Annotated in this window: 27 protein-coding genes; 23 read left to right on the top strand and 4 right to left on the bottom strand. The window is 67.9% G+C overall.

Annotated elements, in window-relative coordinates; translation table 11 throughout:
* Positions 1 to 216 precede the first annotated feature (216 nt).
* Complete coding sequence (locus tag UAJ10_RS17840; protein ID WP_322916552.1) at positions 217 to 1362, bottom strand: flagellar motor protein MotB; 1146 nt, start codon at positions 1360 to 1362, stop codon at positions 217 to 219.
* 258 nt (positions 1363 to 1620) lie between these two features.
* On the opposite strand from UAJ10_RS17840, the gene UAJ10_RS17835 reads away from it, so the two are divergent.
* From UAJ10_RS17835 to UAJ10_RS17825, 3 genes are all read left to right on the top strand, one after another.
* Positions 1621 to 2472 (top strand): alpha/beta fold hydrolase, encoded by an 852-nt coding sequence (locus UAJ10_RS17835; protein ID WP_322916551.1) that lies wholly within the window; start codon positions 1621 to 1623, stop codon positions 2470 to 2472.
* Positions 2473 to 2557: 85 nt separating this feature from the next.
* Positions 2558 to 3508: a YheT family hydrolase gene (locus UAJ10_RS17830; RefSeq protein WP_322916550.1), complete on the top strand. Its 951-nt coding sequence runs from the start codon at positions 2558 to 2560 to the stop codon at positions 3506 to 3508.
* A 38-nt stretch (positions 3509 to 3546) separates the two neighbouring features.
* Positions 3547 to 3936: a VOC family protein gene (locus UAJ10_RS17825; protein WP_322916549.1), complete on the top strand. Its 390-nt coding sequence runs from the start codon at positions 3547 to 3549 to the stop codon at positions 3934 to 3936.
* A 46-nt stretch (positions 3937 to 3982) separates the two neighbouring features.
* Here the strand turns inward: UAJ10_RS17825 and hemB are convergent, their stop codons facing one another.
* Positions 3983 to 5005 carry a porphobilinogen synthase gene (hemB, locus tag UAJ10_RS17820; RefSeq protein ID WP_322916548.1) on the bottom strand — a complete coding sequence of 341 codons (1023 nt, stop codon included), beginning with the start codon at positions 5003 to 5005 and terminating at the stop codon, positions 3983 to 3985.
* A gap of 278 nt (positions 5006 to 5283) precedes the next feature.
* Here hemB and UAJ10_RS17815 point away from each other — a divergent pair, with 278 nt between their 5' ends.
* The 3 genes from UAJ10_RS17815 (at position 5284) to UAJ10_RS17805 (ending at position 7392) form a co-directional block, all read left to right on the top strand.
* Positions 5284 to 6399: an enoyl-CoA hydratase/isomerase family protein gene (locus UAJ10_RS17815; protein WP_322916547.1), complete on the top strand. Its 1116-nt coding sequence runs from the start codon at positions 5284 to 5286 to the stop codon at positions 6397 to 6399.
* Positions 6400 to 6676: 277 nt separating this feature from the next.
* Complete coding sequence (locus tag UAJ10_RS17810; protein ID WP_145615668.1) at positions 6677 to 7150, top strand: MarR family winged helix-turn-helix transcriptional regulator; 474 nt, start codon at positions 6677 to 6679, stop codon at positions 7148 to 7150.
* A 35-nt stretch (positions 7151 to 7185) separates the two neighbouring features.
* Entirely contained in the window at positions 7186 to 7392 is a 207-nt protein-coding gene (locus tag UAJ10_RS17805; protein WP_322916546.1) for a DUF6898 family protein, read from the top strand.
* A 115-nt stretch (positions 7393 to 7507) separates the two neighbouring features.
* On the opposite strand, the gene UAJ10_RS17800 is transcribed toward UAJ10_RS17805, so the two are convergent.
* Positions 7508 to 7951, bottom strand: coding sequence for a Ros/MucR family transcriptional regulator (locus UAJ10_RS17800; RefSeq protein WP_322916545.1), 444 nt, complete (start codon positions 7949 to 7951; stop codon positions 7508 to 7510).
* Positions 7952 to 8516: 565 nt separating this feature from the next.
* On the opposite strand from UAJ10_RS17800, the gene rpiB reads away from it, so the two are divergent.
* The 12 genes from rpiB to UAJ10_RS17740 all read left to right on the top strand — a co-directional run bounded on the left by rpiB (position 8517) and on the right by UAJ10_RS17740 (position 19525).
* On the top strand, positions 8517 to 8951 hold the full coding sequence (gene rpiB / locus UAJ10_RS17795) for a ribose 5-phosphate isomerase B (protein WP_322916544.1): 435 nt from the start codon (positions 8517 to 8519) through the stop codon (positions 8949 to 8951).
* Between the two features lie 71 nt (positions 8952 to 9022).
* The gene (glyA, locus tag UAJ10_RS17790) at positions 9023 to 10303 is read left to right on the top strand and encodes a serine hydroxymethyltransferase (RefSeq protein WP_322916543.1); all 1281 of its coding nucleotides are present in this window, start codon (positions 9023 to 9025) and stop codon (positions 10301 to 10303) included.
* Positions 10304 to 10348: 45 nt separating this feature from the next.
* Complete coding sequence (gene nrdR / locus UAJ10_RS17785; protein WP_145730306.1) at positions 10349 to 10810, top strand: transcriptional regulator NrdR; 462 nt, start codon at positions 10349 to 10351, stop codon at positions 10808 to 10810.
* Between the two features lie 80 nt (positions 10811 to 10890).
* Positions 10891 to 12015, top strand: coding sequence for a bifunctional diaminohydroxyphosphoribosylaminopyrimidine deaminase/5-amino-6-(5-phosphoribosylamino)uracil reductase RibD (gene ribD / locus UAJ10_RS17780; protein WP_322916542.1), 1125 nt, complete (start codon positions 10891 to 10893; stop codon positions 12013 to 12015).
* Positions 12016 to 12092: 77 nt separating this feature from the next.
* On the top strand, positions 12093 to 12704 hold the full coding sequence (locus tag UAJ10_RS17775) for a riboflavin synthase (RefSeq protein WP_322916541.1): 612 nt from the start codon (positions 12093 to 12095) through the stop codon (positions 12702 to 12704).
* Positions 12704 to 13837: a 3,4-dihydroxy-2-butanone-4-phosphate synthase gene (gene ribB, locus UAJ10_RS17770; RefSeq protein ID WP_322916540.1), complete on the top strand. Its 1134-nt coding sequence runs from the start codon at positions 12704 to 12706 to the stop codon at positions 13835 to 13837. The genes UAJ10_RS17775 and ribB overlap by 1 nt, the downstream gene beginning before the upstream one ends.
* Positions 13838 to 13849: 12 nt before the next feature.
* Entirely contained in the window at positions 13850 to 14314 is a 465-nt protein-coding gene (ribH, locus tag UAJ10_RS17765; protein ID WP_322916539.1) for a 6,7-dimethyl-8-ribityllumazine synthase, read from the top strand.
* Positions 14315 to 14513: 199 nt separating this feature from the next.
* Positions 14514 to 15071, top strand: a complete 558-nt coding sequence (nusB, locus tag UAJ10_RS17760) for a transcription antitermination factor NusB (protein ID WP_322916538.1) — start codon at positions 14514 to 14516, stop codon at positions 15069 to 15071.
* 34 nt (positions 15072 to 15105) lie between these two features.
* On the top strand, positions 15106 to 16182 hold the full coding sequence (gene thiL / locus UAJ10_RS17755; protein WP_322916537.1) for a thiamine-phosphate kinase: 1077 nt from the start codon (positions 15106 to 15108) through the stop codon (positions 16180 to 16182).
* Between the two features lie 140 nt (positions 16183 to 16322).
* On the top strand, positions 16323 to 16775 hold the full coding sequence (locus UAJ10_RS17750; protein ID WP_322916536.1) for a flagellar basal body-associated FliL family protein: 453 nt from the start codon (positions 16323 to 16325) through the stop codon (positions 16773 to 16775).
* Positions 16775 to 17266 (top strand): GNAT family N-acetyltransferase, encoded by a 492-nt coding sequence (locus UAJ10_RS17745; RefSeq protein WP_322916535.1) that lies wholly within the window; start codon positions 16775 to 16777, stop codon positions 17264 to 17266. Before UAJ10_RS17750 ends, UAJ10_RS17745 begins: the two co-directional genes overlap by 1 nt.
* Positions 17267 to 17401: 135 nt before the next feature.
* Positions 17402 to 19525: a sodium-translocating pyrophosphatase gene (locus UAJ10_RS17740; RefSeq protein ID WP_322916534.1), complete on the top strand. Its 2124-nt coding sequence runs from the start codon at positions 17402 to 17404 to the stop codon at positions 19523 to 19525.
* Between the two features lie 89 nt (positions 19526 to 19614).
* Here UAJ10_RS17740 and UAJ10_RS17735 read toward each other — a convergent pair whose 3' ends face one another.
* Entirely contained in the window at positions 19615 to 20103 is a 489-nt protein-coding gene (locus tag UAJ10_RS17735; protein ID WP_322916533.1) for an outer membrane protein assembly factor BamE, read from the bottom strand.
* A gap of 247 nt (positions 20104 to 20350) precedes the next feature.
* Here UAJ10_RS17735 and UAJ10_RS17730 point away from each other — a divergent pair, with 247 nt between their 5' ends.
* From UAJ10_RS17730 to UAJ10_RS17710, 5 genes are all read left to right on the top strand, one after another.
* The gene (locus tag UAJ10_RS17730; protein WP_322916532.1) at positions 20351 to 20911 is read left to right on the top strand and encodes a ubiquinol-cytochrome C chaperone family protein; all 561 of its coding nucleotides are present in this window, start codon (positions 20351 to 20353) and stop codon (positions 20909 to 20911) included.
* Positions 20912 to 20959: 48 nt separating this feature from the next.
* Positions 20960 to 21610, top strand: coding sequence for a YceD family protein (locus UAJ10_RS17725; RefSeq protein ID WP_322916531.1), 651 nt, complete (start codon positions 20960 to 20962; stop codon positions 21608 to 21610).
* Between the two features lie 238 nt (positions 21611 to 21848).
* On the top strand, positions 21849 to 22040 hold the full coding sequence (rpmF, locus tag UAJ10_RS17720) for a 50S ribosomal protein L32 (RefSeq protein ID WP_081486680.1): 192 nt from the start codon (positions 21849 to 21851) through the stop codon (positions 22038 to 22040).
* Between the two features lie 36 nt (positions 22041 to 22076).
* The gene (plsX, locus tag UAJ10_RS17715) at positions 22077 to 23153 is read left to right on the top strand and encodes a phosphate acyltransferase PlsX (RefSeq protein ID WP_322916530.1); all 1077 of its coding nucleotides are present in this window, start codon (positions 22077 to 22079) and stop codon (positions 23151 to 23153) included.
* A gap of 29 nt (positions 23154 to 23182) precedes the next feature.
* Positions 23183 to 24157 (top strand): beta-ketoacyl-ACP synthase III, encoded by a 975-nt coding sequence (locus UAJ10_RS17710; protein ID WP_322916529.1) that lies wholly within the window; start codon positions 23183 to 23185, stop codon positions 24155 to 24157.
* Positions 24158 to 24326: the final 169 nt, after the last annotated feature.

Raw genomic sequence — 24326 nt, 5'->3', positions numbered from 1 at the left:
CCCCGGAAGGATACGCCAGGGGACGTCATAAGCGAATATTAGGCCTACTGAATACTGGCTTACTCAAGAACCATGCCGGCCAAAACGGTGCCCTCAGAACCGGCACCCGATGAAACGATACCCGATGTTGGCGCCCGATGAACTTTACCGGGAGATGTAAGACCGTGCCAGTGGCATTCCCTTTCGGATTAAGCGGCTATCCGGTCGCCCCACGCTTTAGCGCCCGCCCCCTTCCGGCCGGCTGGTGACCGAAGGCGGCGGGGGCGGCACCGGCTGGCCGGCCGGGGTGGTGCGGACGCCCGCGGGCGTGGCGGCCGCGCCCGGTGGCGTGGCCGTTTCTGTCAGGGGATGTTCACGCAGCACGGTGATGCTGATGCGCCGGTTGCGGGGCGACTTGGGATCCTCGGGGAACAACGGGTCGCGGTCGGCCAGCCCCACGACGGAGGCGATGCGATCCTCGGCCACGCCGGCGGCGGCCAGGGCGCGGCGGCTGGCGTTGGCGCGATCCGACGACAGTTCCCAGTTGCCGTAGTTGCCGCCGCCGTTATTGGCGAAGGGGGTGTTGTCGGTGTGGCCGGTGATGGACACCTTGTTGGGCAGCTTGGCCACCGCCTGCGCCACCAAGGACAGGAGCTGGGCCGTCTGGCTGTTCATCTTGGCGCTGCCGGACGGGAACATGGAATAGCCGTCCTGGTCCACCAGGTTCAGGCGCTCCCCCTCCGGCGTGCGCTGCATGATGACGTTCTGCTGCAGGGCCTTCAGTTCCGGCACCTGCTGGATGGCCTGGCGCAGCTCCTTCTCGATCTCCTTGAACTGCTGGTCCTCGTGCTGGGCCAGGGCCTGCTTCAGTTCCTGCTCATCCACCTTGCCGTCGCCGTTCTGGTCCATGTCCAGCCGGCCGTCACCCGACTTGCTGCCGTCGCTGCGCCCGCCGGTGTTGTCGGTGGTGCCGCTGGTCTTCTCATCCTTGCCGTCGGGCTTGCCCTGGGCCTCGTCCGTGGCGTCCTCCACCGACTGGAAGGCGTTGGAGGCCTGGGGGCGCGAGGGCAGGGGCACCGCCACCGATGTGGGGGAGCTGTTGTTCATGGCGGCACCGTTGACCGTGATGGTCTTGCCGCCCAGCACGCCGCCGGCGCCGCTTTCCTGCTTGGATGGGGTGGCGGGGCTGAAATAGTCGGCCAAGCCCAGCTTCTGCTCCGCCGTGGTCACGCTCAGCAGCCACAGCAGCAGGAAGAAGGCCATCATGGCGGTGACGAAGTCGGCGTACGCCACCTTCCAGGCGCCGCCGTGGTGCCCGTCGCCGCCCTTGTTCACCTTCTTGATGATGATGGGCGCCTTCTCGTCGCCACCCGCGCTGGCCAAGCCGGTCTCCCCTTATGCCTTGAAACCTTGGACGAACAGTATAACCAGGGCAGTGTAACCGGGGCCGGGGCCGGCGCGACAAATCCTAAATGGAGCGCCTGTGGGATAGCCCCGCGCGGCGGCCCGGGATCGGTACCCATCCGGAATGAACACCACCCCGAACGAACAATGGGCGCCATATGGTCACGCCTCGCCCTTTGGCCAAGGGTGGGCTTTCCCCGAGCCGGGGGCCATGGTATCGCTTTGCCCATGGCGACCATGACCGAACATACCCTTCGGGGTCTCTCCGCCCTGGGCTTCCACCGCCTGGCCTACACGCAGTGGAGTCCGGATACCGGACATGCCAGCCGCACCATCGTCTGCTGCCATGGCCTGACCCGCAACGGCCGCGACTTCGACGTGCTGGCGGCGCATCTGGCGGACAGCCTGGGCGCCCGCGTGGTCTGCCCCGACGTGGTGGGCCGGGGCAGGAGCGGCACGCTGGCCAATCCCGACCTCTACGGCTACCCCCAGTACCTGGCCGACATGGCGGCCCTGATCGCGCGCCTGGATGTGGAAAGCCTGGATTGGGTCGGCACCTCCATGGGCGGTCTGATCGGCATGATCCTCGCGGCCCAGGGCGACACCCCGGTGACCCGCCTGGTGGTCAACGATGTCGGCCCGCTGGTGCCCAAGGCGGCGCTGGAACGCATCGGCACCTATGTCGGCACCAACCCGGTGTTCCACACGGTGGAAGAGGTGCAGCGCTATCTCAGCCTGGTCTACGCCCCCTTCGGCGACCTGACGGACGCGCAGTGGCGCCACCTGGCGGAGCACGGCTATTGGACGCGGCCCGACGGCACGCTGGGCCTGGCCTATGACACTGGCATCGCCCGCGCCTTCCAGACCCAGCCCATCACCGATGTCGACCTGTGGCCGGTGTGGGGCATGATCCGCTGCCCCGTCCTGGCCATCCGCGGCCTGCAGTCCGACCTGCTGACGGCCGAGATCGCGCGGGCGATGACGCAGCGGGGCCCCAAGGCCACGCTGTTCGAGGTGGCCGACGCCGGCCACGCCCCGGCGCTGATGGATCCGGCGCAGCTGGCGGCCGTGCGCGACTTCCTGCGCTAAGTTGCCGTCCCCCGTTCCGCCCCTGCCCCCCGGTTATCCGGCCTTCCGGCCGCGCCCGCCGTGGCTGGGGCCTGATCTCCAGACCTTGCGCAACACCCTGCGGCGGCCCCGGCATCCCCTGCCGGCGGGACAGGCGCTGGTCTTCCCCATGGACGACGGCAGCGGCGACAGCCTGGCCGGCACGCTGCACCGCCCGGCCGCGCCGGCGGACGCCCGCCCCTTGGTGGTGCTGGTCCATGGCCTGGCGGGGTCGGAGGACAGCGCCTACATCCGCGCCGCCGCCGGGGCGGTGCTGGCGCGCGGCCATGCCGTCCTGCGCCTGAACCTGCGCGGCGCCGGCCCCTTGGTCGGCCGGACGCGCCAGCGCTACCACGCTGGCCGCACGCAGGATGCCCGCGCCGTGCTGGTCCACCTGGCCGCCACCCTGCCGGATTTGACGGCGGCCGGCGTGGTGGTGGTGGGATATTCCCTGGCGGGCAACATGGTGCTGAAGCTGATGGGCGAGGTGGGGGAGTTGCCCGCCATGGTGCGCGGCGGCGTGGCCGTATCGGCGCCCATCGACCTGTCCGCGACCTCCCGCCGCTTCCTGAAGGCGCGCAACCGTCCCTACCATCTGTGGCTGCTGCGCCAGATGAAGGCGGAGACCCTGGCCACCCCGGCCGAGCCGGGAACCGCCGAGGCGGAACGTCAGGCGGCGGTGCGCCACGCCCGCACCATCTATGACTTCGACGACGGCTATGTGGCGCCGGCCAACGGCTGGCGGGACGCGGAGGAGTATTATCGTGTCAACAGCGCGCTCCCATTCCTGCCCGCCATCACCCGGCCCACCCTGGTCATCCACGCCCTGGACGATCCCTGGATAGCGCCCGAACCCTATCTGGCCTTCGACTGGACGGCGCATCCGGCGCTGGTGCCTCTGGTCGTGACCAAAGGGGGGCACGTCGGATTCCATGCCACGGACGAGGGGCGGAGCGCTATTTTAGGTGGTGGATGGCTTGATCGATGCCTGGTGCGTTTTCTGGAAACGCTGGCATGATGGGGGCGCGATAATAAACATATGGGAGGGTCATTCCTGTGCTGGATCACATCGGCTTCTCGGTCGCCGACTTCGCGACCTCCTCCGCCTTTTACGACCACGCCCTGGCCCCGTTGGGCATCACCCGCCTCATGGACATCACCGCGGAGATGACGGGCGCCGGCGCCCATGCCGGCTACGGCAGCGACGGCAAACCCTATTTCTGGATCGGCACGGGGCGGCGGCTACAGGGTGGGGCCCTGCACATCAGCTTCGCGGCGCCGGACCGCAAGACGGTCGACGCCTTCCACGCCGCCGCACTCGCCGCCGGTGGCCGCGATAACGGTGCCCCGGGCCTGCGCCCGCACTATCATCCCAACTATTACGGGGCCTTCGTGCTGGATCCCGACGGCCACAATATCGAGGCCGTCTGCCACGACCCCGAATGACGGAAGGGCGCGGACCGGCGGCATCCCGGTCCGCGCCGCTTCGGGATCAGTAGCCGGCCCGCAGCAGGCGGGCGGCATCGATGGCGCCGTAGGTCAGGATGGCGTCCGCCCCGGCGCGGCGAAATGCCAGCAGCGTTTCCAGCAGCGACTTCTCGTAATCCATCCAGCCGTTCTGCGCGGCCGCCTTCATCATGGCGAACTCTCCGCTGACCTGGTAGGCGAAGGTGGGCACGCCGAACTCCGCCTTCACCCGATGGACGATATCCAGGTAGGGCAGGCCCGGCTTCACCATGACCATGTCGGCACCTTCCTCCAGGTCCAGTTGCACCTCGCGCAGGGCCTCGTTGGTGTTGGCGGAATCCATCTGGTAGGTGCGCTTGTCGCCCTTCAGCAAGCCGCCGGTCTTCACCGCGTCGCGGAAGGGGCCGTAGAAGGCGGAGGCGTACTTGGCGGCATAGGCGCAGATGCGCGTCAGCTCATGCCCGCTCTCGTCCAATGCGTCACGGATGGCGCCGACGCGGCCGTCCATCATGTCGGACGGGGCGATGATGTCGCAGCCCGCCGCCGCCTGCACCAGCGACTGCTGCACCAGCACGGCCACCGTCTCATCGTTCAGGATGCGGCCGTCGGTGACGATGCCGTCGTGGCCGTGGCTGGTGTAGGGGTCCAGCGCCACGTCGCCCAGGGTGCCGATGTCCGGCACCTCGCGTTTGATGGCGCGCAGGGCCCGGCACATCAGGTTGTCGGGGTTGGTCGCCTCGCTGCCCATGGGGTCCTTCTGGTCCGCCGACAGGCAGGGGAACAGGGCCACGCAGGGGATGCCCAGGTCGCGCGCCTCGGCCACGGCCGGCACCAGCAGGTCGATGCTGAGCCGCTCCACCCCCGGCATGGAGGTCACGGGCTCCCGCTGGTTCTCCCCATCCACCACGAAGACCGGCCAGATCAGGTCGTCAACCGACAGCCGGGTTTCCGCCACCAGCCGGCGCGTCCAGGCGTCGACGCGGTTGCGGCGCGGACGCTGGCGGGGATCGCCGCCGAAGCGGCGGGGCAGGGAGGCATGATCAACCATGGAAGGTCTCCAAGTCCTTGAGACGTTTGGGAGTGACGTTGGGTAAGGAACCGGTGCCGGGAATGCTACGCCTGGGATCCCCGCCCCTCAAGGGCGCGGACGGGGGCAGGCCGCCCGCCCAGGTCAACGCTGCCTTGCCCAGGGCGGCGACGGCCGCCGGGCTGGTATTGCCCGGTGCCGCTCCCTATGATCCCTGTCAACGGGCGGGGCACTAGGGCCGCCCCACAGATAAATTTGAAGGCCCCAACGGGCCTCGGCGAACTTCGGGGGATGAGGGAATGAGCAAGACCGTGGACTTGGAGGCGGAGCAGCCCCACGTCATCTGCACCGTGCGCGGCGCCATCGGCCATGTGCTGCTGAACCGGCCCAAGGCTCTGAACGCGCTGACCTTGGACATGATCCGGGTCATCGATCCGCAGCTGGCCGCCTGGGCCCGGGATCCGGCCATCAAGGCGGTGGTGATCCAGGGGGCCGGGGACCGCGCCTTCTGCGCCGGCGGCGACGTGCGCGCCGTGTGGGACAGCGGCAAGGCCCGGCAGGCCGGGGAGGGGGACGGCACCATCGCCCGTGACTTCTTCCGGGAGGAATACCGGCTGAATCGCCGCATCAAGCGCTATCCCAAGCCCTACATCGCGCTGCTGGACGGCATCACCATGGGGGGCGGCGTGGGCCTGTCGGTGCACGGCAGCCACCGGGTGACGACGGAGAAGACCCTGCTGGCCATGCCGGAGACGGGCATCGGCCTGTTCCCCGACGTGGGCGGCGGCTACTTCCTGTCCCGCCTGCCGGGGGAGCTGGGCACCTACCTGGCGCTGACCGGCGCCCGGCTGGGCGCCGCCGACGCCGCCTATGCCGGAATCGCCACCCACCACATCCCTTCCGCCCAGCTGGGGGCGCTGGTGGAGGAGCTGGCCGCCGCCAGCTATGGCGCGCAGGCGCACACCGCCGTCGACGCCGTGCTGGCCCGCCACGCCACCTTCCCCGGCGAGGCGCCCCTGGCCGCCCACACACCGTCGATCGACCGCAGCTTCAACGCCGAGACGGTGGAGGAGATCCTGGCCTGCCTGTGCGATGAAACGCAGGGTTTCGACGACGCCTGGGCATCGGCCACGGTGAAGACCCTGTCGCAGATGTCGCCCACCAGCCTGAAGGTGACCTTGAGCCAACTGCGCCGGGGCGTGTCGCTGGAGATCGAGGACGTGCTGGTCATGGAATACCGCATGACCCAGGCGGTGATGGCCGGCCACGACTTTTACGAAGGCATCCGGGCCCAGCTGGTGGATAAGGACCGCCAACCAAAATGGCGGCCGGCGACCCTGGCCGAGGTATCCGAGTCTGAGGTGGAGCGGCACTTCCAGCCGGTGCCGTCGGGGGATCTCACCTTCACCGATTGACGTACACCGAAGCGGCAGGCCGGGCGGGAATCGGCCCGGCTATCCCTCCGGAAGAGATATGCCGGATAAACGGATAACCGACCTGTCCTTTCGGGGTAGGTTTGGGTTGGCTTAACCGCCAGATTCTGAGCATTTCTTACATTATCGGGTCGATTACCCGGGGGCGATGCGTTAAAGTCTTGTCCGTCCAATGGAATCTACGTATCCCAAATGGTTCATGCCGGTTTACTTGCCGGCGAACACTCTATGTCGTCGGTTCAGTGTGAAGGAGAGGGCTTTGAAGCAACCTTACTACGACAGCATCCTGTTGATCGAAAGGCTGCATCGGCACTTTCTGGAAGTGCTGAAGGTGGAACTGGACCGGCAGGGTGTGCAGGACATCAACAACGTCCAGAGCTTGATTCTCTACAATATCGGTGAGGATGAGCTGACGGTGGGGGAGTTGACCGCGCGGGGGTACTACCTGGGGTCGAATGTCTCCTACAACGTCAAGAAGATGCATGAGAACGGCTACCTGACGCAGGAGCGGTCGGCCCATGATCGCCGGTCCGTGCGCGTCCGCCTGTCCGACAAGGGCATCGCCCTGCGCGACAAGATCAACACCCTGTTCGAGCGCCAGGTGGGCGCGCTGGGTGAGGCGGGTCTGTCGGCGGATGAGTTGAACAAGGCCAACGAACTGATGCGCAAGCTGGAGCGGTTCTGGACCTCGGCCCTGGACTACACCAATTATCCTGCCAGTTCCGCCGCCTGAACGCCGGCGTTTATTTTCAAGCAGGGTGCCGGATGATGGCCGGGAACGACGAAGTCTATGTCGAATACCATCGGATCGGTCAGATCGTGAAGGCGACCGCCATCGACGCCAACACGGGCGTCGAGGTCTCGATCCAGGGGCCGGCCAACCTGCCGCAGGAACATTTGCGCCGCGTGGCGGTGGCCAAGCTGCGGTACGTCCTGGCGAAACGGCGTAACAAGCCGCGCGGCATCCTGGTCTGAACCACCAGCCAAGTCTTTGTTCTGAGCCAAAAATGAAAAACCGCCGCTCCTGTTGGGGCGGCGGTTTTTCATTGGTCGGCCCAGCCTCGGAGGGGCTGGGCCGTCATTCGATGACTCAGGACGCGCGGCGGCGCGGCTGGTCCGCCGGGGCCTTGCCCAGGCCAATCTTCTTCGCGAACTCCGACCGCTGGGCGGCGTAGTTCGGGGCGACCATGGGATAGTCGGCCGGCAGGCCCCACTTGGCGCGGTATTCGTCGGGGGTCATGTTATAGGTCGAGCGCAGATGCCGCTTCAGCATCTTCAGCTTCTTGCCGTCTTCCAGGCAGACGATGTATTCGGGGGTGACCGACTTGCGCACGGGCACGGCGGGGCGCTGCGGCTCCGGCTGAGCTTCGACCTGCGGCATGTCGAGGCCGGCCAGAGAGCCGTAAACCGTGCTGATGATCTCGGGAATCTGCTGGGCCGGCAGAGCATTTTTGCCAACATAGGCAGAGACGATTTCCGACGTCATCCGGAGAAGTTGAGACGCGCGCAGGTCGCCGTCCTGTTGTTCAATCATTTCAACTGCCTTGACACATTGGAACGAAGTGGGTGTACCCCTCGCACAGTCATAATGTTATGTCAATGTTAATTCGGCTTGTCCTATCGACGTAGGGCTGGTCTTCATGCCCTTCACCAAGTGTTTAGCCGTGTTGACTTGGATGGGGATAGTTGGGCTGGATCCCATTGATTGTGATGTCCATCACATGTGGACAATTTTAGACGGATTGTGGGCTTCACCGTTGAGTTGCTGCATTGGCAGGCTATTGCGGGCGCAAATGGTTCTACTGGACGTTGTCGGCCGGCCGCCACAACCACCAGCGCGTACACGCCCCACGCGTTGGCGCGCGCGCCAGCGGGTTCAGCGGGTTTAGATCGGCGTGCGGGGCATATCCTGGCTGCGCCGCCAGCGGATCCCGGAACTGGTGCCGGCAGAGCGCATCTGGTAGTGTCCACACGGTTTTTAGCCCCCACTTCTTGTGGCGCCGCACCATTCGCGGGCGTCCGGGCCGGGGGCGGCGCCGAAGGGGCGGGCCATGCGGGCGCGCCCCCTGTTCGTGCGTTCACGAAATAGGTTGGGCCTCATGACCGCCAAGACGTTCGCCATCGCTTCCGATCACGCCGGCACCGAGCTGAAGGCCGCGCTGAAGGCGCTGCTGGAAGAGCAGGGCGTGGCTGTCCTGGACCTGGGCACCGACGGCCCCGCCAGCGTCGATTACCCCAATTTCGCCGACGCCGTGGCCGCCGCCCTGGCCGACGGCCGGGCCGAGGCCGGCGTGCTGATCTGCGGCACCGGCATCGGCATCAGCATCGCCGCCAACCGGCACCGCCATGTCCGCGCGGCCCTATGCCACGACATCACCACCGCCCGTCTCTGCCGCCAGCACAACGACGCCAACGTCCTGGTGCTCGGGGCCCGCATCGTCGGGCTGGAGGTGGCGCGCGATTGCACCTTGGCTTTCCTGTCCACGCCGTATGAAGGGGGACGTCACGCCCGGCGCGTTGCCATGCTGGGCTGAGGCGCTTCCCGGGACCGGCGCCCCGGCGCGGGTCCAGACGACGCGGATCCGCATCACAGAGGGTTGTCAGAATGGCTTTTACTCAAAGCGCTGGTTTCTTCAGCGACACGCTCGCGGCGGCCGATCCCGACCTGGCCCGCGTCATTGGTGACGAGCTGCGCCGGCAGCAGGACCAGATCGAGCTGATCGCGTCGGAGAACATCGTTTCCCGCGCCGTGCTGGAGGCCCAGGGCTCCGTCCTGACCAACAAGTACGCCGAAGGCTACCCGTCCAAGCGCTATTATGGTGGCTGCGAGTATGTCGACGTGGCCGAGCAGCTGGCCATCGACCGCGCCAAGGCCCTGTTCAACTGCGCCTACGCCAACGTGCAGCCGCATTCCGGCGCGCAGGCCAACCAGGCGGTGTTCATGGCCCTGCTGAAGCCGGGCGACACCTTCATGGGCATGGACCTGACCCACGGCGGCCACCTGACCCACGGGTCCGCCGCCAACCAGTCCGGCAAGTGGTTCAACGTCGTCAGCTATGGCGTGCGCCCGGAAGACCACCGCATTGATTACGAGGCGATGGAGGCCAAGGCCCGCGAGCACAAGCCCAAGCTGATCATCGCCGGCGCCTCCGCCTACCCGCGGGAGATCGACTTCGCCCGCTTCCGCGCCATCGCGGATGAGATCGGCGCCTATCTGATGGTGGACATGGCCCATTACGCGGGCCTGGTCGCCGCCGGCGTCTATCCCAGCCCGCTGCCGCACGCCCACATCGTCACCACCACCACGCACAAGACCCTGCGCGGTCCGCGCGGCGGCATGATCCTGTCCAACGACCTGGACCTGGGCAAGAAGATCAACTCGGCGGTGTTCCCCGGCCTGCAGGGCGGCCCGCTGATGCACGTCATCGCCGCCAAGGCCGTGGCCTTCGGCGAGGCGCTGAAGCCCGAGTTCAAGGAATACGCCGCCCAGGTGAAGGCCAACGCCCAGGTGCTGGCCGACGTGCTGATCAAGGGCGGCCTGGACATCGTGTCCGGCGGCACCGACAGCCACATCGTGCTGGTCGACCTGCGTCCCAAGAAGCTGACCGGCCGTGACGCCGAGGTCAGCCTGGAACACGCCGGCATGACCTGCAACAAGAACGGCGTGCCCTTCGACCCGGAAAAGCCGATGGTGACCTCCGGTGTCCGCCTGGGCACCCCGGCCGCCACCACGCGCGGCTTCGGCACCGAAGAATTCCGCCAGGTCGGCGAGATGATCATCGAGGTGCTGGACGCGCTGGCCAAGTCCAACGGCGACAACTCGGCCGCCGAGGCGCGGGTGCGGGAAAAGGTTCAGGCGCTCTGCCGCCGTTTCCCGATTTACTGAAACAAGGCTGGTTGAACGGCCTTACACGGAGGGGGACCAGGAGTAATGCGCTGCCCGTTTTGTGGTAACGACGACACCCAGGTGAAGGATTCTCGGCCCACCGAGGATAACTCCGCCATCCGCCGCCGCCGCTTCTGCCCCTCCTGCGGCGCGCGGTTCACGACGTTCGAGCGCGTGCAGCTGCGCGAGTTGACCGTGGTGAAGGCGACCGGGCAGCGCGAACCCTTCGACCGCGAAAAGGTCTTGCGGTCGATGCGGGTCGCCTTGCGCAAGCGGCCGGTGGACGCCGACCGTATCGACCGGGTGGTGAACTCCATCGTTCGCCAGCTGGAATCGTCCGGTGAGACGGAAATCCCGTCCAAGCAGATCGGCAGCATGGTGATGGACACGCTGGCCCAGTTGGACCAGATCGCCTACATCCGCTATGCCTCGGTCTACAAGGACTTCCGCGAAGTGGCCGATTTCAATGAGTTCGTCGGCCATCTTAAGACCGATCCTGAAGCCTGACGATATGATACCTCCAGGCGGGGCTTGAACGGGCCCCGCCTGACGGCCCATCCTATGGACTGAGGAGAGGCCGCGTTCCCATGTCCACCATGCCCCATCACCACACCGCCGACGACGTCGCGCACATGCGCGCGGCACTTTCGCTCGCCTCGCGCGGGCTGGGGCGTTGCTGGCCCAACCCGGCGGTGGGCTGCGTCATCGTCAAGGACGGCCGCGTGGTGGGCCGGGGCTGGACCCAGCCCGGCGGGCGTCCGCATGCCGAGACGGTGGCCCTGGCCCAGGCCGGCAACGCGGCGGAGGGGGCCACCGCCTACGTCACGCTGGAACCCTGCAGCCACGTCGGCAAGACGCCGCCCTGCGCCGACGCCCTGGTGGCGGCCGGCATCAAGCGCGTGGTCGTCGCCATCGGCGATCCCGACCCCCGCGTCTCCGGCCGGGGCGTCACCCGCCTGCGCGACGCCGGCATCACCGTGGACATGGGCCTGCTGGACGAGGAGGCGCGGCTGGTGACCGAGGGCTTCCTGCGCCGCGTCACCGAGGGCCGCCCCATGGTGACCCTGAAGCTGGCCACCACCCTGGACGGCCGCATCGCCACCAAGGCGCATGAAAGCCAATGGATCACCGGCCCCGTCGCCCGCTCCTGGGGGCACGGCCTGCGCAGCATCCACGACGCCATCATGGTGGGCATCGGCACCGCCCTGGCCGATGATCCGGAGCTGACCTGCCGCCTGCCAGGGCTGGAGGACCGCTCCCCCATCCGCATCGTGGTGGACAGGCGCCTGCGCTTGCCGCTGACCAGCCGCCTGGTGTGCGACGCCCGCCGCGTGCCGGTGTGGGTGGCGACCCTGGCCGGCGGCGACGCCACCCGCCGCCGCGCCTATCAGGAATGCGGGGTGGACATCATCGAGATCCCTGCCGACGCCGACGGCGTCATGCCGCTGGCCGCCGTGCTGGCAGCCCTGGGCGGGCGCGGCCTGACCCGGGTGCTGGTGGAGGGTGGGGCGCAGTTGGCCGCCTCCCTCTTCAAGGAGGATCTGGTGGACCGCCTGGAATGGTACCGGGCGTCCAAGGTCATCGGCGGCGACGGCCTGGCGGCGGCCCAGGGCTTCGGGCTGGAGCGGCTGAACGCCGCGCCGCGCTTCAGTCTCGTGGACGTGCGTCCGGCCGGCGATGACAAGGCCGAGAGCTATCGCCGCATCGGGTGACCGGTTTGCGGTTTCGCGCGGGAAACGCCGCCATTTTGTGCTCGCCAGCCGGGGCGGCCGGGCCTAGTTTGTCGCCCATGTTTACCGGACTCATCACGGATGTCGGGCAGGTCACCGCTGTTGAACGGCGTGGCGATACCCGTTTCACCATCGCCACCGGGTTCGACCTGGAGACGGTCGCCATCGGCGCCTCCATCGCCTGCAACGGCGTCTGCCTCACCGTGGTCGAGAAGGGCCAGGATGGTGGTCAGGACGGCGGCCGGGGCTGGTTCAAGGTGGACGTGTCGGCCGAGACCCATTCCAAGACCACCACCGGCACTTGGCAGGCCGGCACGCCCGTGAATCTGGAGCGGTCCTTGCGCCTGGGGGACGAGTTGGGCGGCCACCTGGTCTATGGCCATGTCGACGGCGTCATCAACATTGTCGGCGTGCAGCCGGACGGCGACAGCCAGCGCTGGTGGTTCGACGCGCCGCCGTATCTGGCGCGCTTCATCGCCGCCAAGGGCTCGGTGGCGCTGGATGGCGTGTCGCTGACCGTGAACTCGGTCGCGGGCACGCGCTTCGGCATCAATATCATCCCCCACACCCAGGAAAAGACCACCTTCCAGCACCTGAAGGCTGGCGGAGTGATCAATCTGGAAGTCGACATGCTGGCGCGCTACGTCGCCCGTCTCGCGGAAACGAAATAATGAGCAACACGCCGGTCTCCGTGGCCCTGTCCACGCCTGAGGAACTGATCGAGGAGGCCCGCGCCGGCCGCATGTTCATCCTGGTGGATGACGAGGACCGCGAGAATGAGGGCGACCTGGTCATCCCGGCGGAATGCTGTGACGCGGCCGCCGTGAACTTCATGGCCCGCCACGGCCGCGGCCTGATCTGCCTGTCCATGGACACGGCCCAGATCAACCGGCTGAACCTGCCGCTGATGTCGCGGGACAACGCCTCGCGCCACCAGACGGCCTTCACCGTGTCGATCGAGGCGCGGGAAGGGGTCACCACCGGCATTTCCGCCCCCGACCGCGCCCGCACCATCGCCGTCGCCATCGATCCCAACAGCGGCCCGCAGGACATCGCCAGTCCCGGCCACATCTTCCCGCTGGTGGCGCGCGACGGCGGCGTGCTGGTCCGCGCCGGCCATACGGAGGCGGCGGTGGACTTCGCCCGCCTGGCGGGCAAGCTGCCGGCCGGCGTGATCTGCGAGATCATGAGGGACGACGGCACCATGGCCCGCCTGCCGGACCTGCTGCCCTTCGCCGCCGAGCACGGGCTGAAGATCGGCACCATCGCCGACCTGATCGCCTATCGCCGTCGCACCGAGACGCTGGTGGAGCGCACCTACACCACCGCCATCGAAAGCCGCCACGGCGGCCACTTCACCGTGCACGTCTACAAGAACCGGATCACCGGGGCGGAGCATCTGGCCCTGGTCATGGGCGATGTGGATGACGGCCGGCCGGTGCTGGCGCGCATGCACGCGCTGGAGGTGGTGCACGACCTGCTGGGCGACGTCCGCCGCCAGGGCGCCGGCGACCTGGACATCGCCATGGCCACCGTGGCGCGCGAGGGGCGGGGCGTCATCGTCGTCATCCGCGACGCGCAGCCCTTCTCCCTGCTGGACCGGCTGCGGGCGCTGGATGGCGCCGGCGCGCCCGACGGCGGCCAGCTGCGCGACTACGGTGTGGGCGCCCAGATCCTGCTGGACCTGGGGGTCAAGGAGCTGCACCTGCTGACCAACAACCCCAAAACCCTGGTGGGTGTCGAGGGTTACGGCCTGACCATCCTCAGCCAGCGCGCCATCCCGCCGCGTCCGCCGGTCGCTTAGAGGAGCCGCCGCTTGGCCGAAGCCCCCCACATCATGATCGTCGAGGCCCGGTTCTACGAGGACATCGGCGAGGAACTGGTGCGCGGGGCCGTGGCCGAGATCAGCCGGGCCGGCGCGACGTACGAGCATTTCCAGGTGCCGGGAACGTTCGAACTGCCGGCGGCCCTGCAGTACGCCGTGAAGTCCATGGACTTCTATTCCGGCCGCCGCCGCTTCGACGGCTATGTGGCGCTGGGCTGCCTCATCCGGGGCGAGACCACGCACTACGACACCGTGGCCGCCGAATGCGCCCGGGGCCTGAACGAGCTGGTGCTGCGCCACACCCTGGCGCTGGGCTACGGCGTGCTGACCGTGGAGAATCGGGAGCAGGCCTGGGCCCGCGCGGCGGTGGCGCAGAAGAACCGGGGCGGGGAGGCGGCCCGCGCCTGCCTGGAGATGATCGAGCTGAAGCGGCAGTTCCGGCTGAACACGCGGTAGTTTGTGCGCCCTCAAGCGGCGGGTGGTCGCAGCCTAAAAGGGTGCGGCCTGCCGTTGGTGTCTGCCGCGTCTCGGTGGCCGCTTTACGGGCAGGCCCGCTATGCCGGATGATTTTTCGGTTGGCCGGCGAGCCCGGCTGCCGCATCTTTCCCTACTTTCCGATTCCCCTTCCTTCCTGGCGAAAAGCGTTCCCGACATCATGGCTCCCCGCAAAAAGGTCACCACCCCCACGCCCACGCCGGAAGTGAAGCTTCCCACGCCCAAGCGGGCCGGTTCCGCCAAGGCGCGGCGCAGCGCCGCCCGCCTGAACGCCGTGCAGGCGCTGTACCAGATCGAGCTGACGGAAAGCTCCCCCGAGGTGATCATCACCGAGTACGCCAATTTCCGCCTGGGCCAGGAACTGGATGGCGACCGCTACGTCTCGGCGGATGGGGAGTTGTTCGCCGCCATCGTGCGTGGCGCCACCTCGCGCCAGCATGAGATCGACCCGGTGCTGAGCCAGGCGCTGGACCGCCAGCACCTGGACCGGCTGGAACTGCTGCTGCGCGCCATCCTGCGCGCCGGCGCGTGGGAACTGCTGGCCGGTGGCGACACCGCCGCCCGCATCGTCATCAACGACTACATCGACGTCGCCCACGGCTTCTTCGCCGGCCGGGAACCCGGCATGATCAACGGCGTTCTGGACAAGGTCGCGCGCATCGTGCGCCCGGATGAACTGGCGTCCCGCGCCGGCGGCCAAGAGGGCGCCCAGGGCTGAGGCCCGCCCCGACGTTGAGAGGTTGACCCAGCGGATGGTGGATACGGGTACCGATCCCTGCGCCCCGGCGCCTGCCGCCGCCAAGCCGGACAAGGGCGCCGACCAACCGCTGGGGGAATTCGACCGCATCGCCCGTTATTTCCGTCCGCTGGCCCAGGGCTTCCCCGGGGCGCAGGGCCTGCGCGACGACGCCGCCTATGTCAGCGTGCCACCGGGCAAGGAACTGGTGGTCACCACCGACGCCATGGTGGCCGGCGTCCATTTCTTCCCCGACGACGCGCCCGGCCTGGTGGCCGGCAAGCTGCTGCGCACCAACCTGTCCGACCTGGCGGCCAAGGGGGCGGATCCCCTGGCTTATAGTCTGGTGACCAGCCTGCCGCGCACCCTGCCGGAGGAATGGCTGGCCGGATTCGCCGGTGGCCTGGCCGCCGACCAGGCGGAGTTCGGCATCCACCTGCTGGGCGGGGACAGCACCGTCACCGATGGGCCCATCACCCTGGCCATCAGCGCCCTGGGCCTGATCGACGCCGGCACGGCCGTCCGCCGCGTCGGCGCCGGGCCGGGCGACCTGGTCTTCGTCACCGGCACCATCGGCGACGCCACGCTGGGCCTGGCCCTGGTCCGCCAGCGCAAGGGCCCCGTGCCCGAGGACGACCGCCAGTTCCTGCTGGACCGCTTCTATCGCCCCCGGCCGCGCTTGGGCGTGGGCCCGGTGTTGCGCGCCGGCGCCACCGCGTCGGCCGACGTGTCGGACGGCCTGCTGGCCGACCTGGGGCACATCGTGCGTGAAAGCGGCCTGGTGGCGGTGGTGGAGGCCGGCCGCGTTCCCCTGTCGCCGCCCGCCCGCCGCATGCTGGCCGGGCACGCGTGCACCATCACCGACCTGGCCACGGGTGGCGAGGATTACGAGGTGGTGTTCACCGTCCCGCCGGCCAAGCGCGCCGCCGTCATGGCGGCGGCGGCCAAGGCCAAGCTGACCATCACCGAGATCGGCAGCCTGCGCCCCCTGGCGGCCGGCGGCGGCTACACCGACGGCACCGGTCCCGCCCGGCTGGTGGACGCCATGGGCCGGGACATCACCCCCCGCGCCGCCGGCTGGCAGCACTTCTGATCCTGGTCTATTGTGCCGACGGGGTGGGGCTGCGGGGCCGTCCCACCCTTGGCCGGGCACGGTTTTTTAACGTCCAGGCGCCAGGATGGTGTCGAGGGGCGGGGCTTCGCCCCGGCGTTCTTTCCGTTGGATACGTATCGATGAAGAAAATCCTTTTCCTGGTGGTGGCGCTGCTGGCCCTGATCGGTGCCGGCGTGGGCGGCTACATCTTCCTGGTCCACAAGGACGGCCAGCCCAAGGTGGAGGAGGAAAAGAAGAAGCCCGCGGGCCCGCCGCAGTTCGTGGACATCGGCCCCTTCGTCCTGCCCGTCATGGGCGACAAGCAGATCGAGCAGAACCTGTTGCTGCAGGTGCAGATCCAGGTGGCCAGCGACGAGGCCAAGGACAAGGTCAAGGAACGGCGCTACATCCTGCAGAACGCCTATATCGAGACGCTGTACGGCAAGCTGGGCCAGCAGCAGATCAAGGCCGGGCAGGTGATCGACGTGGTGGCGGTGCGGCGCTGGCTGATCGAGGCCACGCCCAAGGTGATGGGCGAGGGCGTGGTCGATGATGTGCTGATCCAGGCCGTCAACCAGCACCCGGCTTATTGATGGGGACGGATGTGCTCATCCGCCCCTACCGCCCGGGTGACGAGTCGGGCATCGCCGACCTGATCATCCCCATCCAGCGGGAAGAGTTCGATATTCCCATCACCTATGGCGAACAACCGGATCTGCGGGACATTCCAGGCTTTTACCAACAGGGTGCCGGGGAATTCTGGGTGGCGGTGGCGGGCGACCGCATCGTCGGCACCATCGCGCTGAAGGATATCGGCGACGGCGCGTCCGCCTTGCGCAAGATGTTCGTGGCGGCCAGTCACCGGGGAGAGCCACACCGGCTGGCCACCCGCCTGCTGACGGCTTTGCTGGCACATGCCAGGGACCGGGCGCTGCGGGCCGTGTATTTGGGCACGACCGCTAAGTTCCTGGCGGCCCATCGCTTTTATGAAAAAAGCGGTTTTTTCCAGATTAATCCCGACGAGTTACCCCCATCCTTTCCTCGCATGGCGGTCGACACCCGGTTTTACTTTCTGACCCTTTAGACGCCATCTTGCGGGGCGATTGCTTAAGCCCTGTTTCCATGTCACTTTTTTCAGGCTGAAACGGCGACCGACACCCAGCGTCCAGAATTGGGGCGGCGCCGGCTCTGGGAAACCAGTCTGGGAAAAGGAAACGACATGACAGGAGTGCTTCCCTTCGTGTGGGGGTGCGGCGCCTTGGCCGTGCTCTATGGTCTTTTCACCGCCAGGTCCGTGCTCTCCGCCAGCCCGGGCAATCCCCGCATGCTGGAAATCGCGGCGGCCATCCAAGAGGGGGCGGGGGCGTACCTCAACCGCCAGTACCGCACCATCGCCGTGGTGGGCGTCGTCATCGCCATCCTGCTGTACGTCACGCTGAAATGGTACGTCGCCCTGGGCTTCGTCGTGGGCGCCGTGCTGTCGGCGGCGGCGGGCTATATCGGCATGAACGTCTCCGTCCGCGCCAACGTGCGTACGGCGGAAGCGTCGCGCCAGGGCTTGGCGGCGGGCTTGTCCATCGCCTTCCGCTCCGGCGCCGTCACCGGCATGCTGGTGGCGGGCCTGGCGCTCCTGGGCGTCTCCGGCTATTTCGGACTGCTTTCCCAACTGGAGATCACGGGGCGGCCGCTGGTCGACGCCCTGGTGGCGCTGGGCTTCGGCGCCTCGCTCATCTCCATCTTCGCGCGCCTGGGCGGCGGCATCTTCACCAAGGGGGCGGATGTGGGCGCCGACCTGGTGGGCAAGGTCGAGGCGGGCATCCCAGAGGATGATCCCCGCAACCCCGCCGTCATCGCCGACAACGTGGGCGACAACGTGGGCGACTGCGCCGGCATGGCCGCCGACCTGTTCGAGACCTATGCCGTCACCACGGTGGCGACCATGGTGCTGGCCTCCATCTTCTTCGCCGGAACCGACCTGCTGGCGCCCCTGATGCTGTACCCGCTGGCCATCGGCGGCGTCTGCATCATCACCTCCATCATCGGCACCTACTTCGTGCGGCTGGGGTCCAGCGGCAACATCATGGGGGCGCTGTACAAGGGCCTGATCGCCACCGGCGTCCTGTCCCTGGCCGGCATCTGGGCCGTCACCTATTGGGTGCTGCCCGACCATCTGCAGACCGCCTTCTCCGTCAACGGCAGGGAGTTCACCGGCCAGACGCTGTACGGCTGCGCCGTTGTCGGCCTGGTGGTCACCGCGCTGATCGTCTGGATCACCGAGTACTACACCGGCACCAACTACCGGCCGGTGAAGTCGGTGGCGCAAAGCTCCACCACCGGCCACGGCACCAACGTCATCCAGGGCCTGGCCATCTCCATGGAGTCGACGGCCCTGCCGGCCGTCGTCATCTGCGCCGCCATCCTGGTGACGCACCTCATGGCGGGCCTGATGGGCATCGCCATCGCCGTCACCAGCATGCTGGCCCTGGCCGGCATGATCGTGGCCCTGGACGCCTACGGCCCCGTCACCGACAACGGCGGCGGCATCGCGGAGATGGCGGACCTGCCGGCGGAGGTACGGGTGACCACCGACGCGCTGGACGCGGTGGGCAACACCACCAAGGCGGTGACCAAGGGCTACGCCATCGGCTCGGCCGGCCTGGGCGCCCTGGTGCTGTTCGCCGCCTATAACGAGGACCTGCATTACTTCATGGCCAACCCGACCGACTATCCCTACTTCGCCGACCTGTCGGGCAAGCTGGATTTCGGATTGGACAACCCCTTCGTCGTCGTGGGCCTGATCCTGGGCGGGCTACTGCCCTTCCTGTTCGGCGCCATGGGCATGACAGCGGTGGGCCGCGCCGCCGGCTCGGTGGTGGAGGAGGTGCGGCGCCAGTTCCGCGAGAACACCGGCATCATGGCCGGCACGTCCAAGCCGGACTACGGCCAGGCCGTGGATCTGCTGACCCGCGCCGCCATCAAGGAGATGATCATCCCCTCGCTGCTGCCGGTGCTGGCGCCGGTGGCGCTGTACTTCGTCATCAACGCCATCGCCGGCAAGGGGGCGGCGTTCTCGGCGGTGGGCGCCATGCTGCTGGGCGTCATCGTCACCGGGCTGTTCGTCGCCATTTCCATGACGTCGGGCGGCGGCGCCTGGGACAACGCCAAGAAGTACATCGAGGAAGGGCACCACGGCGGCAAGGGCTCGGACGCGCACAAGGCGGCCGTGACCGGCGACACCGTGGGCGATCCCTACAAGGACACGGCCGGCCCCGCCGTGAACCCCATGATCAAGATCACCAACATCGTGGCGCTGCTGCTGCTGGCCATCCTGGCCCACGGCTGACGCGCCCCTTTCAAACCCAAACAAAAACCCCGGGGCGGCCGCTCCGGGGTTTTCTCTATCTCGAAGACCGGAATGACGGGCAGGGCGCCTCAGCCGCCACCGCCGCCCTTCTTCTTCTTGTCGTCCTTCTTCTTCTCGCGGTTGAGGTTGCCCATCAACTGCTCCAGGAAGGTGACCTCGTGGCCGGCCGTCGGGGTCTCGCGATCCTCGGGGCTGACGTCCTGCTGCTGGGCCAGGTCCACGTCGCCGACGGTGCTGACCACGCCCTGGTCGTCGAAGCTGACCTGCAGCACCCGCTGCTGCACGACGTCAGGATCGAAGAAGGCTTCGTTCTCGGTGATGGCGCCGATGTAGTACCAGACGTTGGCGTCCAGCGTGCTGGTGGTGCTGGGTGAGCCCAGGGCCTTCTGGACGTCTTCCTTGGTGCTGGTCCCCGGATGGACGTCGGCCAGGCGGCGGTCTTCCACCAGGTTGCCGCGGTTGTTCACCGTGGGGGTGCAGGCCGTCAGCCCGATCCCGAGCAGGCCCACGCCAATCAGGCCGGCGGGAGACAGCAACTTAAGGGTCTTGTTCGGCATGGTCTAAGACGTTAATCCCAAGAACGTTGATCGCGGGTCGGCCCCGTTCCACGATTGAGGCACCGCCCGTCCGTCGCGGGGGATGCGATAATCCGGAGATTGAGGACCAACCGGCCCGGGTTCCAGGCCATCCCCGTCCGGCGTGACATCCCGTGTCACGCTTGACCGGTGGACGACCACCCCCCATCTGGCCGGTGACAATCGCACCAGCCGCTTTGTCCTGTCAACGAAAGCCGGGTTCCGCGCCGTGATCGCCTTGCTGAAGTCCCTGTTCAGCCGCAACCGCCACCAGGCGGCCGTGTTGCGCCTCTATGCCGGCATCGTCGATCAGGCGCGCCAGCCCCAATTCTACACGGCGGCGGCGGGCCACGCCCGCGGGGTGCCCGACACGGTGGAGGGCCGGTTCGAGGTGGTGACCCTGCACGCATGGCTGGTGATGCGCCGCCTGGCGGCCGAGGGGCCGGATTTGGCGGGCCTCAATCAAGCGCTGTTCGACCACATGTTCACCGACCTGGACTTCAGCCTGCGCGAACTGGGCGCCAGCGAGATGGTGGTGGGCAAAAAGGTCAAGGACCTGGGCACACATTTCTATGGCCGGGCCGATGCGTACGAATCGGGCCTGAAGGGCGGGGCGGGGGAACTGGAGGCGGCGCTGGACCGCAACCTCTTCGGTTCCACCCTGCCGGACGGGCCGGAGGTGGGGGCCGTGGCCGCCTATGTCCGAACCTGCGCCGACCGGCTGGGCGCCATGCCGGCGGCCGACCTGCTGGCGCGCGGGCCCGCCTTCGCCCCCGCGCCGGTGTTTTGACTTCCAAAGCCGATGTTTTGACTTCCTAAGAGTGTGGAGTTGCGCGTCATGGCCGACATGGCCCCTGAATTTTCCCGACCCGTCATCGCCGACAAGGTGTCCGCCCGCGAAAGCGTGGAGAAGATCACCGCCGGCCCGGCGGAGCGCGCCGCCCTGGCCAAGCGCCTGGATCTCGTGTCGCTGGACAGCCTGACGGCCCTGGTGCGCCTGCGCCGCATCCGGGGCGGCCAGATGGTGCGCGTCACCGGCGAGCTGGAGGCGGAGGTGGTACAGAGTTGCGTGGTGACGCTGGAGCCGCTGCCGGCCCATGTGCGCGACACCTTCCAGGCCCTGTTCGCCCCGGCCCACCTGGTGCCCAAGGACGAGGACGAACTGGACAACCTGGGCCTGGACGATGAGGCCGACCCGCCCGAGCCGATCGAAAACGGCCGCATCGACATCGGTGAACTGGTGGCCCAGCACCTGTCGCTGGCCCTCGACCCCTATCCCCGCAAGGCGGATGCCGAGCGCTTCGTGCATGTGGAGGATTGGGAGGGCGAGGGCGAATTCCCCGACGCGCCCAACGAGCCGCCGCCGGATATGGACGCCGGCGAGGATGCGGAGTCGCCGGTGGGCGCCGCCCCGTCCACCCCGGATGCCGAGGGCGGGGAGAAGCCGAATCCCTTTGCCGCCCTTGCGAAGCTGCGCCCCAAGACTTAATTTGGTCTTTGGCGCTTGCCCTTGCCGGGGATTTCGAGTACTTAAGGCGCCCTGTTTGATCCGGTCCAGGGTTGGGCCGGGTTCGTTGTCGTTTGGCCCCGTATCGTTTTCCGCAAGCCCGTCCCCAGTAAATTGGGGGTGGGAAAAGGATGACGGTTTCGCTAAAGCATGGGGCCTGACGATGGTTAGCAAGACGGCACATGAGTGGTCGTCTTAATCGAGTAGAGAGTAGACGATCATGGCCGTTCCTAAGAAAAAGACCTCCCAGTCTCGCCGCAACATGCGCCGTTCGCACCACGCCATCAGCGCCGGTGCGCACCACGAGTGCAGCAACTGCGGTGAGCTGACCCGCCCGCACCATGTCTGTGGCTCCTGCGGCCACTACGACGGCCGTGAGGTCGTCGTCGACACTGCCACCGCTGCCGCCTGATCCGGTTCGCCCGGTGCTTGAGGAGGTCGCCGTCCGGTGAGCACGCGCCTGCGAATCGCCCTGGATGCGATGGGCGGCGATCATGCCCCGGACATGGTGGTGGACGGCGCGGATATCGCGCGCGAACGCTGCCCCAATGTCGACTTCCTGTTCGTCGGTGACGAGCAGCGCATCAACGCGCTGCTCAATGCCCGGCCGGCACTGAAGGCGATCTCCCAGGTACGCCATACAGCTGACGTTGTGGCCATGGACGCGAAGCCGTCCGTGGCCCTTCGTTCTGGGCGCGGATCCAGCATGCGCCTGGCCATTGACGCCGTGGCGTCGGGAGAGGCGGCCAGCGTCGTCTCCGCCGGCAACACCGGCGCGCTGATGGCCATGGCCAAGTTCGTACTGAAGACCCTGCCGGGGATCGACCGGCCGGCCATCGCGTCCATGTTGCCCACCATGCGGGGCGACTGCGTGATGCTGGATCTGGGCGCCAACCTGGAATGCGACGCCGACAATCTGGTGCAGTTCGCCGTGCTGGGCACCGTGTTCGCCCAGACGGTGCTGGGCCTGCTGGAACCCACCATCGGCCTGCTGAACGTGGGGTCGGAGGAGCAGAAGGGCCATGAGGCCATCCGCGCCGCCGCCTCCGCCCTGCGCGCCACGCCGCTGGCCCGCAACTTCCACGGCTTCGTGGAAGGCACCGACATCGCCGCCGGCACGGTGGACGTGGTCGTGACCGACGGCTTCACCGGCAACGTCGCCCTGAAGACCGCCGAGGGCACGGGCAAGCTGTTCGGCGAATTCCTGCGCCGCACCTTCCAATCCTCCCTGCTGGCCAAGCTGGGCTATCTGCTGGCCCGCACCGCTTTCAACAAGCTGCGCCAGCGCATGGATCCCCGCCGCTACAACGGTGCGATGTTCCTGGGCCTGCAGGGCGTGTGCGTGAAAAGCCACGGCGGCACCGATGGGCTGGGCTTCGCCAACGCCATCTGCGTGGCGGTGGACCTGGTCCAGCACGGCTTCAACGAGAAAATCCGCAAGGAGTTGGCCTTGCTGCAGGACAGCCTGCAGGCAGCGGCGGCGGCCGCCGCGTCCGACTCCGACCCCCAGGCCGTCGCCCAGTGACGGTCCATCCCCTGACGGCTGGTTGAACGATGGTAATGCGCTCCGTGATCGTGGGCTGCGGCTCTTACCTGCCCGCCCGCGTCGTGACCAACGACGACCTGGCCAAGATGGTCGACACCTCGGACGAGTGGATCACCCAGCGCACCGGCATCCGCAGCCGCCACATCGCCGCCGAGGGCGAGAAGACCTCCGATCTGGCGCTGGCCGCCGCCAAGGCCGCCCTGGCCCACGGCAACGTGTCTGTGGATGAGCTGGACCTGATCGTCCTGGCCACCGCCACCCCGGACCAGACCTTCCCCGCCACGGCCGCCAAGGTGCAGGCCGCCCTGGGCATGACCCGGGGCGCCGCCTTCGACGTGCAGGCCGTCTGCTCCGGCTTCATCTACGCCCTGTCGGTGGCCGACAACTTCATCAAGGCGGGCCAGGCGCGCACCGTGCTGGTGATCGGCGCCGAGACCTTCTCCCGCATCCTGGACTGGAACGACCGCGCCACCTGCGTGCTGTTCGGCGACGGCGCCGGCGCCGTGGTGCTGCGCGCCGAGGAAGGCGAGGGCACGGCCGCGGATCGCGGCATCCTGTCCACCCACCTGCATTCCGACGGCCGCCACCACGACCTGCTGTATGTCGACGGCGGACCGTCCTCCACCCAGACCGTGGGCCACGTGCGCATGGCGGGGCAGGAGGTGTTCAAGCACGCCGTCGTCAACTTGGCCGAGGTGGTGGGCGAGGCGCTGGCGGCCAACGGCCTGACACCCGCCGACCTGAACTGGCTGGTGCCCCACCAGGCCAACCGTCGCATCATCGAGAACACCGGCCGTAAGCTGAAGATGGATCCCGCCCAGGTGGTGATGACCGTGGACCACCACGGCAACACCTCCGCCGCGTCCATCCCCCTGGCGTTGTGCGAGGCCGTGGCCGATGGTCGCATCCAGCGGGGCGAGTTGGTCCTGCTGGAGGCCATGGGCGGCGGCTTCACCTGGGGTGCGGCGCTGGTGCGCTTCTAAGCTCACCGGGTATCGGCGGGCCGGCGCCGGTCCCGTGACTTCGCTTACCGAGGTATTCAAGGGGCGTCCCGCCGGGGCGCCCCTTTCGACGTCGCGTTGATGGCCGTCCCGCTTTCGCGGCGCACCATTCTTGGGTGCCCTGCAACAGCCATCCCGCCCCGACGGATGG

The sequence above is a fragment of the Nitrospirillum guaranorum genome (assembly GCF_034653275.1).
Taxonomy (GTDB): domain Bacteria; phylum Pseudomonadota; class Alphaproteobacteria; order Azospirillales; family Azospirillaceae; genus Nitrospirillum.
This window is presented reverse-complemented; position numbering and strand designations above follow the sequence as displayed.